1 protein-coding gene is annotated in these 1,271 nt (G+C 27.7%); it reads right to left on the minus strand.

Going from position 1 to position 1,271, the window contains the following annotated elements; all coding sequences use genetic code 11:
• A partial coding sequence (gene proB / locus GQX97_RS12215) for a glutamate 5-kinase (protein ID WP_157152208.1) occupies window positions 1-1,129 on the minus strand: 1,129 nt, incomplete at its 3' end.
• Window positions 1,130-1,271: the final 142 nt, after the last annotated feature.

Consider the following 1,271-nt stretch of genomic DNA (forward strand, 5'->3'; position numbering starts at 1 on the left):
AATCTCTTGTAATTAGAGCATCATAGTTCTTGTAGCCTAATATCTCTAATATAGAATCAGAATGTTTGCCTATTATTTTATTTGTATCCTCAGAATTATAATTAATAATGCCTCTTGCAAACTCTTCACCATCTTCATCTATAATGCTTACAATGTCGCCTTTCTTAAAATTGTTTACAACCTTTGTTACWCCAATAGGAAGAAGACTAGATTCTTTTTCTATTATAGCTTTTTTAGCACCAGCATTTACAACAAGTTTTCCTATAATAGTTGTAGCATAAGCAATCCATCTTTTTTTTGTGTTAAGTTCATTATTTTCTTCTACAGGRTAGAATATAGTTTTTTCTTTTGTATTGAATATATTATTTAAAATGTTTGGAGTTTTTCCATTAGCAATAATYAAACCGCAGCCTGACCTTGTAACAATTTTAGCAGCCTGCAATTTTGTTTYCATTCCGCCTCTYCCGCCTTTAGAAGCATCAAGACCTAAACTTTCTATCTCTTTTGTAACCTCAAAAACTTCATGTATAAAATTAGCATTTGGGTTAGTTTTAGGGTTATCATCATAAAGCCCATTGATATCAGAAAGTATTATAAGTAAATCAGCATCAAGTTCACTAGCTACTAATGCAGATAGTTTATCATTATCAGAAAAACTTATTTGAGTAACATCATATAATAATTTAAGCTCATCACTAGAAACAGTATCATTTTCATTKATTATAGGTATTACATTGTATTTTAATAATGTGTCTAAAGTAGAACGCAAATTTAAATATCTTCTTCTGTTTGAAAAGTCTTCTTCTGTAAGTAGAATCTGTGCTGTAACAATATCAAACTTTGAAAATCCATCTTCATAAATAGACATAAGCTGTGATTGYCCAATTGCAGCACATGCTTGTTTTAGTGATACTTCGCTTAAATCTGTTGCATTAATTTTTTTCGCTCCCAAGCCAACAGCTCCAGATGTAACAACTAAAACTTCTTTGCCCATTTTTTTATATTTAGCTATAGCCTCTATAAAAGAATATATTCTAGCTAAAGAAATATATCCTTCATCATTTCTTAATACATTAGTTCCAAATTTGAAAACTATTCTTTTTATGTTGTTTAAATCTATATTTTTCATGCAAAACATTATAATTAAAAAATAAAAAAAATAAAGTTAATAATTATGAATATTTAAAAATATTGTAAAAAAATATTGATAATTATATTTTAGTAAATTATTTTCTCGTGCTTGAATTTCTCCTTACATATGTTTACCGATC

Source organism: Brachyspira sp. SAP_772 (assembly GCF_009755885.1).
Taxonomy (GTDB): domain Bacteria; phylum Spirochaetota; class Brachyspiria; order Brachyspirales; family Brachyspiraceae; genus Brachyspira.